This is a genomic window from Hyella patelloides LEGE 07179, assembly GCF_900659865.1.
GTDB lineage: Bacteria > Cyanobacteriota > Cyanobacteriia > Cyanobacteriales > Xenococcaceae > Hyella > Hyella patelloides.
The window spans coordinates 1-7398 of record NZ_LR214081.1 but is presented as its reverse complement, the minus strand read 5'-3'; the positions used below and the strand labels follow the sequence as shown (position 1 = coordinate 7398).

The window sequence follows — 7398 nt, the reverse complement described above, 5'->3', positions numbered from 1 at the left end:
TCGTTTGAAAACCCTAAAGGACTCGCTTCGCGTCGCGCAAGGGAAGACTTACTAACAGAGGCGCACTAAGACAAAACAGAGCATAGGTAGAACTTAGGTTTTAACCAAATAGAATCTTATCTGGCACCAGCTAATTATAAATAACCTGTCAATAGATATATAAGACTAACTAAGATTTCAAGCTAGGATTGAGTGCCAAAAGCAGGAACTGGTTTAAAATCCAGATTTTCATCTTTTTCTTTAATCACTGTTAGCTCTGTAGGTTTACAGCGTTTAACTTCTACGACGACCTCTACTGCGCCTTCTTTACTCAAATCCTCTAGATAACCAACTTTGGAGGATTTCGCCTCTTTAAGACTCATAAAAGGGCCAAAATAGTAAGTGCAATTGGGCTTCTGAGTTTCAATTTTTACCCAGTAAGCCCATCCTATGGCGTTCAAAATTCTTGTTAAAATTTCTTTCATTATTTTCCTTGTGGTAGCAATACAGTGTTTGATGGTTATGATTTTTTTTATATTCTGTTACAAATCTTAAACAATTTGTAACTATTTTGATTATTTTTTCAGTGAACAATCAATATTTTAATTAAATTTCACTTGTTTTTGACGATAAACCTCATATATCGCGATCGCTGCTGCCACTGAAGCATTTAAGCTAGGAGTTTTTCCCTGAAGAGGAATCGCCACTAACTCATCGCAATGACGTTCAACAAGAGAGCTTAGACCCTTTGCTTCTGAGCCTATCACTAATCCTATCGCCCCAGAAAAATCAATTTTGTGTAGCAGCTTACTACTTTCAGCCGTTGTACCGTAAATCCAGAATCCAGATTCTTTTAATTTTTCCAGTGTTTTACTGAGATTAACTACTCTGGCAATTGCTAAGTTTTCTAAAGCTCCCGCAGCAACTTTCATGACTGTGGCGGTGACACCAACTGCTCTTCTTTGGGGAATAATTAATCCTTGTACCCCCATTGCTTCTGCTGTCCTCACTATTGACCCTAAATTATGGGGGTCTTCGATGCCATCAGCTATTACTATTACAGGAGAGTCAGTTTCACTTTTGGCTCTTGTTAATAGTGCTTCTAAATCCCAATAGCTATAGGGTGCTATTTGAGCGGTAATTCCTTGATGATTGGCGTATTGTGTAAGGTTGTCTAAGCGATGAGTAGCTACTTCATCAATCACTGTGCCTTGTTTTTTAATTTGTTGTAGCAATTCGCGAAATCTGCGATCGCGTTTTACCTGAGAAGTTAACCAAATACGGTTAATTTGGCGATCGCTTTCTAGCAAAGCTAACACACTATGACGACCATAAACCAGATCGGATCGTTCTTCTGAAGCTTCAGAAGATGAGGCTTTATCTGATACTGGTTGAGGTTGAGATTGTTTTTTTGGGGCGCGACGAGGACGGGGGGTAGGATTAGATTTAGCCATCTACATCGGAATTAATCTTAAGTTTAGTTAATAAATCTTGTAAGCGATCGCAATTAGTCAGATACAAATAACCAATTAAAGTTTCTAAACTACTTGCTTGTTGATATATTTTTGCTGATAAACGTTTAGGTTTAGTGGTAACAGCATTTCTCCCACGACGTAAAATTTCTTTTTCTTCACCAGTTAGGTAAGGTTCGAGATTTTGTAAATAAGTGGCTTGAGTTTCTGCTCTAACTTGAGTTACCACCTGAGTATGGTATTCAGCGATTCTTTTAGGAGGAATTAATAATTTGCTGCGGATATAGAGTTCATAAACAGCGTCCCCAATATATGCCAAAGCAACGGGAGACAATTGTTCTAAAGGTACATTGTTTACTTTAAGAAACTCATCAGTCAAAGCTTTACTGCGCAACCAAAGAGAATCTGTGTGCTTTTGATTAAAATCTGGCAAAATTTCGCTTAACTATGAATAATTATGGCAAGCGCGCTCCCGTGTCGCCGACAGAAGCAAAAGTTCGTCACAAACTGAGCTGCTGTGTTTTGAATTTACTTCAGAACTTTGTAAGCCCCGTTTCGAGGAAACCTCGCCCATAGGCAGACTTGAGAACGTACGAGTCATGACGAAAAATCAGCAGCCTGTCTCAATTAATTAAATTGTACTGTCTTATGATTTTTGCCAACGAAAGAATGTTTTCGTGTTGCGCTCATCAGTAGATACAAACATAGTTAATGAGTTCATGCTGCAAATTCGTCATTAGTTGATTGTCACCGAGAATCAGTAACATCATTAATAAGGATCGAGGACTTTTTTACTAAAACCACAAAGGGTATGTTCTTTTAAAAAAGATACATCAATTACTGGATTAAAAAGAAGGTTACTTTTTCAGATTTTCCAGTGCTGCATCCACTGAAGGCTGAAGAGATAAAAACTTCTCTAGGCGAACCAACTTGACAGTTTGAGTAACGCGAGGATTGGTAACAATTTGCAGTGTACCTCCTCCTGTTTGCGCTTTTTTAACAAGCTGTACTAAAGCTCCTAAACCAGAACTATCGATAAAGTCGATTTGAGCAAGAACTAAAACAATGTTTTTGGGTCCATCATCTATGTAGTTACCAATGACTTTACGAAATACTGGTTCAGAAAAGGCATCTAGTAATCCAGTAAGGCGAAATATTTGATATGTATCCCTGACTTCTCGAGTGCCTCTTAAACTTACGGTCAGGTTTAGTTGTTCAGGAATAATTTCCTCCTCAACTTTAGTGCAATTTAATCAATAGTAGAGTATAGCTTATTTGGCGAAAAATCGTGTCTTTTTTCTCAGAAAAATCTATCAGAGGAAGTAGAAAAAGTCATCAGGTTGACGTACCGAGTCACTAAACACATCGTCGCGTTAGGGACGGGTGCTTGACAATAGTATGGTTCTGGCTCAGCAACCGACCAATCACTAACTATAAATCACCCAATACTTTTTTCGGTTAACGATTATTACTCAGGGAAGTGGGGAAGAGCGGAAAGCGGGGAGCAATTTTTTTCTTACCAATAAGTGAAGAAGGCTTATCCAAACAGTATTGATTAACCACCAACAATTATCTAAATACAAAACACCCCACTCATCTGTATAGAGAGCGGGGTTGACGGAGCAAGAGGAATTAAATCAAAATTCAAATAAGAAGAAATATGATCTTTTCTTACTCTTAAATATTACTATTAGGGATTTTGGAGATCATTCGTAGATATACTGAATTTTGTGCCGTGTTTTTAATGAACTCGTTACTTACACTTAGAAAAGAAGTCGCGATCTCAGAAGTCAAAAATTAGGAGAGTAGTTTAAGTAAGGTCGGCACGAAAAAGTGAGGACACGTCTTTGGAGGTTTCCTCCAAAGCTCATAATGTCAGTTTTCTGTGAGTGTAGGTAGCGCGGTAATAGGTTTAAGCTTACCCCAATTCTTTAATCGGCAAAGATATCTAGTTGTTCTATAAAATCTCCTTTATTGCCGTTTCCATTGTTGTTAGCAATCGGTTTTCTTTGTTGAATATTAGTTCTTAAACCGAGGGCAATTTTACTGTGTTTTTCAATTTGCCCCATAACTTGTTTGGCTCGTTTTATTACAGTAGGGGGTAAACCTGCTAGTCTACCTGCTTCGATGCCATAAGATTTACTTGCCCCACCAGGAATAACTTGATGTAAAAAGATGATTTTATCTGCCATTTCTTTTACCATTACCTGATAATTAGCAACATTAGTAAGAATAGAAGCTAATTCATTTAATTCGTGATAGTGAGTGGCAAAAATTGTGCGTGCCTGAATTTCTGTGGCCAGGTATTCGGCTACCGACCAAGCAATTGAAAGTCCGTCAAAAGTTGCTGTTCCTCTACCAATTTCATCCAATAAAACCAAAGACTGTGCTGTCCCGTGATTTAGAATATTAGCGGTTTCATTCATTTCCACCATAAAAGTAGATTGCCCTGTGGCCAAGTCATCTACCGCACCTACTCTGGTAAATATGCGATCGCATATAGCCAATTTGGCTTCAGTTGCAGGAACAAAACTACCTATCTGAGCTATTAATTGAATTAAGCCCACCTGTCTGAGATAACAGCTTTTTCCACTGGCATTAGGGCCTGTTAAAATAATTAAATCGGGATTATTTTCCTCTGTAGAGACGCAAAATTTCGCGTCTTTACAACCCAGATTAGTGGAGTTTGGCACAAAAAAACCATCCCCTAAAGATTGTTCTACTACGGGATGTCTACCTTCTAAAATAAAGATTTCTCTACCTTCAAATATTTCAGGACGGCAATAGTTTTGATAAACGGCTATTTCTGCGAGTCCAGCTAATACGTCAATGGCTGCTACTGCTTTGGCAATTTGGCGAATTTCTGAAGCTTTTTCTGCGACTTTTTCTCTTAGTTGGGTAAATATTTCGTATTCTAAATTATTAAGATCGTCTTTAGCAGTTAAGATACGAGTTTCTTTTTCTTTAAGTTCAGAAGTAATATATCTTTCTTCGTTAGTCAGGGTTTGTTTTCTTTGATAGTTATCTGGTGCTTGCTCGGCTTTGGAACGAGGCATACTGATATAGTAGCCAAAAGTTTTGTTGTAACCAACTTTGAGATTACTAACTCCCGTACGCTCTCTTTCAGTAACTTCTAAGTTAGTTAGCCATTGTCGATCGTCTTCTAAACGCTGGCGCATTTCATCTAATTGGCTATTAATACCACCTCTGATCAAGCCTCCATCTTTGATATGTTGCGGGGGAGACTCCACTAAGTTATCGATGATAAAGTTACCCAGTTGCTCTAATTCGGGGGGTACTTTTTGAATTGCTTTAAGATAAGGAGAAGTACCATAGCTAGCGATCGCAGAAAGATCGGTTAAACGTATTAAAGATTCGCCTAAAGCGAGTAAATCCCTAGCATTGGCTGTTCCTGAACCCACTCTTCCTGATAAACGTTCAATATCATAGATTTTCTTGAGCATTGCCCGTAAATCTTCTCTGACAGGGGTATTATCTACTAATTCAGCAATGGTATCTTGACGCGCGGTAATTCCTTTAATATCGATTAGGGGTTGCAGTAACCAACGACGTAACGCCCTACCTCCCATAGCAGTCGCAGTGCGATCTAATGCCCATAACAGCGAGCCGTAAAACGTGCCATCTCTAACGGTTTGGGTAATTTCGAGATTGCGCCGACTTTGATGATCTAAAACTAAATAATCCGCCAGACTATAAGTTTTTAAAGGTTGTAGGGGTACTTGATAGGCTTTTTGAGTATCTTCAACATATTCTAATAAACCACCCGCAGCCCTAACACCCAGAGGTAAATTACTACAACCCATACCTTCTAGGGAAGTTACGCCAAAAGTATCTTTGAGTCTTTGAGATGCTTCAATTAAAGTAAACGATTTCTGCGATCGCAGTGAGTAACAAAAACTATTGGGTAAACAGTCTGCTAAATATTCAGATTGTTCTCCAGGGCGTAGTAAACCATTAATATCGGGGGCGTTAGTGGGGATTAAAACTTCTGATGGTTGAAGACGCAATAATTCTAGAGTCAAATTACTCAAATCACTAGATTGAGTCGTAAAAAATTCCCCTGTAGAAATATCGGCATAAGCTAAGCCCCAATGCTCACCTGCAATAACCACCGCAGCTAAGAAATTATTACGACGAGCGGTTAACATCCCATCATCGGTTAAAGTTCCAGGAGTTAGTAACTTCTGTATCTCCCGACGCACCATCCTTTTTTCCGCAACGGCGACAGACGCATCTTCTACTTGATCGCAAATAGCTACTGCATACCCTTTTTCTACCAACATGGTACTGTAGCGGTCTAGGGCATGGTGTGGTACACCAGTCATGGCTATTCTGCCTAATTCTTTGCCTCCCTCTTTACTGGTTTGTACCAATTCCAATTCGCGGGAGATGGTAACAGCATCTTGGAAAAAGCATTCAAAAAAATCCCCTACTCGATATAACAGTAAAGCATTAGGATATTGCTCTTTCACCTCTACATAATGCTTATACATTGGTGAAAGCTGATTTTTATCGATATTAGTGCAATCAGTACATATCTTTTTTGGAGGTTGATCTGATTGATCTGCTTTTCTTCTAGGTGCCATAAATTATGTATCTTATAAGTCTTTCTTTTGACTTTATCGCACTTATCCGTTTCCTCTGCCTGTAATCTCGATCTTTTTACAAGATTTTAATATGTTTGCTCTTGGTTAGTGGCTCGTTGCTCAAATGCCTTGCATAGTAGTATTCTTCTGTCATTAAGTCATTAAGACTTAAAAATATAAGTTAGTATCAATCATGCGAATTATTGCTCGTAGTACTTTACGCAGTTTTTGGGAAAAATATCCTGATGCCGAACAACCTTTAAAAGCATGGTTTTATGAAGCTTCTCATGTAAAGTGGCAAAATCCGTCTGATATTAAAAATCTCTATCGTAATGCGAGTATCATTGCCAATAATCGTGTTGTTTTCAATATTAAAGGCAATGATTATCGTCTCATTGTTCATGTTCGATATGATATTGGTATCATCTTCATCCGTTTTATTGGAACTCACAAAGAATACGATAATGTAGATGCAACAACTATTTAGAAAATTATAACTATGGAATTAAATCCTATTAGAACTGAATCAGATTACCAAAATGCACTCAAAGAAATTGAACGACTATTTGATGCTGAACCCAATTCTCCAGAATTAGATCGATTGGATATATTAACAACATTAGTAGAAGCTTACGAAAAACAACAGTATCATATTGAAATTCCTGATGCTATTTCTGCAATTTTCTACTATTTAGAAGCTCGCGGATTATCAAAGCAAGATTTAGAAGTTTTTATTGGTAGTCAAGAACAAGTAAATGCAATCTTGAATAAAAAACAGCCTTTGACTTTAGAGATGATTCGACGTTTAAATCAAGATTTAGGCATTCCCGCAGAAATATTAATTCAGCCTTATTCTCTAGAAAAAGCTTCCGCTTGATTTTGATTGAACGTAATTATTTAATTGATATAAGCATTAATTAAATCGATCGCAATCCTAGCAAAAACCACAATAATTTCCAAAAATACCATAATGCCTTGTTAGTGAACATCATCTGTTATCAAGCTAAATATCTGGTATGTTATAACTGGTATACCAGAAAAATCATAATCCGATGAATACATCGATACATATTCCCGATGATTTAGCCCGCAGACTAGAAAATCATATCTCTTCTTCTAAATGTGAAGTTAAAAGTAAAAATGCCTTCATTGTTAAAGCAATTCAACAACTCTAGAACTTACGCATTGACAAAAAATCACTGTCATGGATGCTAAACGGCAAAAGTATCTGTAAGATTACTTAAAATGTATTCGCGAATTACTAAAGTGAATAGATTCCTTTGCAATTGATACCAATTAGAAATTGAGCTATTTGAACGCATTTTTTCCAAACGAATAAA

8 protein-coding genes and 1 pseudogene are annotated in these 7398 nt (G+C 37.6%); 3 read left to right on the top strand and 6 right to left on the bottom strand.

All coding sequences use genetic code 11. The annotated features are described in order from the left end of the window. Window positions 1-182: 182 nt before the first annotated feature. The 5 genes from H1P_RS29075 to mutS form a co-directional block, all read right to left on the bottom strand. Window positions 183-464, bottom strand: coding sequence for a DUF1816 domain-containing protein (locus tag H1P_RS29075; protein WP_144874316.1), 282 nt, complete (start codon window positions 462-464; stop codon window positions 183-185). A 117-nt stretch (window positions 465-581) separates the two neighbouring features. Then, window positions 582-1433, bottom strand: a complete 852-nt coding sequence (rlmB, locus tag H1P_RS29070) for a 23S rRNA (guanosine(2251)-2'-O)-methyltransferase RlmB (protein WP_144874314.1) — start codon at window positions 1431-1433, stop codon at window positions 582-584. Next, complete coding sequence (locus H1P_RS29065; RefSeq protein WP_342799625.1) at window positions 1426-1845, bottom strand: Mini-ribonuclease 3; 420 nt, start codon at window positions 1843-1845, stop codon at window positions 1426-1428. Before H1P_RS29065 ends, rlmB begins: the two co-directional genes overlap by 8 nt. A gap of 463 nt (window positions 1846-2308) precedes the next feature. Continuing rightward, a complete protein-coding gene (locus tag H1P_RS29060) occupies window positions 2309-2656 on the bottom strand; it encodes an STAS domain-containing protein (protein WP_186376207.1) in 348 nt (115 codons plus the stop codon). Between the two features lie 726 nt (window positions 2657-3382). Continuing rightward, on the bottom strand, window positions 3383-6058 hold the full coding sequence (gene mutS, locus H1P_RS29055; RefSeq protein ID WP_144874310.1) for a DNA mismatch repair protein MutS: 2676 nt from the start codon (window positions 6056-6058) through the stop codon (window positions 3383-3385). A 193-nt stretch (window positions 6059-6251) separates the two neighbouring features. On the opposite strand from mutS, the gene H1P_RS29050 reads away from it, so the two are divergent. The 3 genes from H1P_RS29050 to H1P_RS39090 all read left to right on the top strand — a co-directional run bounded on the left by H1P_RS29050 (window position 6252) and on the right by H1P_RS39090 (window position 7233). After that, window positions 6252-6545 (top strand): type II toxin-antitoxin system HigB family toxin, encoded by a 294-nt coding sequence (locus H1P_RS29050; RefSeq protein ID WP_144874308.1) that lies wholly within the window; start codon window positions 6252-6254, stop codon window positions 6543-6545. A gap of 12 nt (window positions 6546-6557) precedes the next feature. Next, complete coding sequence (locus H1P_RS29045) at window positions 6558-6935, top strand: helix-turn-helix domain-containing protein (RefSeq protein WP_144874306.1); 378 nt, start codon at window positions 6558-6560, stop codon at window positions 6933-6935. Between the two features lie 175 nt (window positions 6936-7110). Next, a complete protein-coding gene (locus H1P_RS39090) occupies window positions 7111-7233 on the top strand; it encodes a hypothetical protein (protein WP_281291259.1) in 123 nt (40 codons plus the stop codon). Between the two features lie 36 nt (window positions 7234-7269). Here H1P_RS39090 and H1P_RS39580 read toward each other — a convergent pair. Further along, window positions 7270-7398: pseudogene (locus H1P_RS39580) on the bottom strand (IS701 family transposase); the annotation flags it as partial.

Bases quoted from the DNA above. Each gene is read 5' to 3' on its own strand.
- H1P_RS29075 (WP_144874316.1), bottom strand. From the start codon at position 464: ATGAAAGAAATTTTAACAAGAATTTTGAACGCCATAGGATGGGCTTAC.
- rlmB (WP_144874314.1), bottom strand. From the start codon at position 1,433: ATGGCTAAATCTAATCCTACCCCCCGTCCTCGTCGCGCCCCAAAAAAA.
- mutS (WP_144874310.1), bottom strand. From the start codon at position 6,058: ATGGCACCTAGAAGAAAAGCAGATCAATCAGATCAACCTCCAAAAAAG.
- H1P_RS29050 (WP_144874308.1), top strand. From the start codon at position 6,252: ATGCGAATTATTGCTCGTAGTACTTTACGCAGTTTTTGGGAAAAATAT.
- H1P_RS29045 (WP_144874306.1), top strand. From the start codon at position 6,558: ATGGAATTAAATCCTATTAGAACTGAATCAGATTACCAAAATGCACTC.
- H1P_RS39090 (WP_281291259.1), top strand. From the start codon at position 7,111: ATGAATACATCGATACATATTCCCGATGATTTAGCCCGCAGACTAGAA.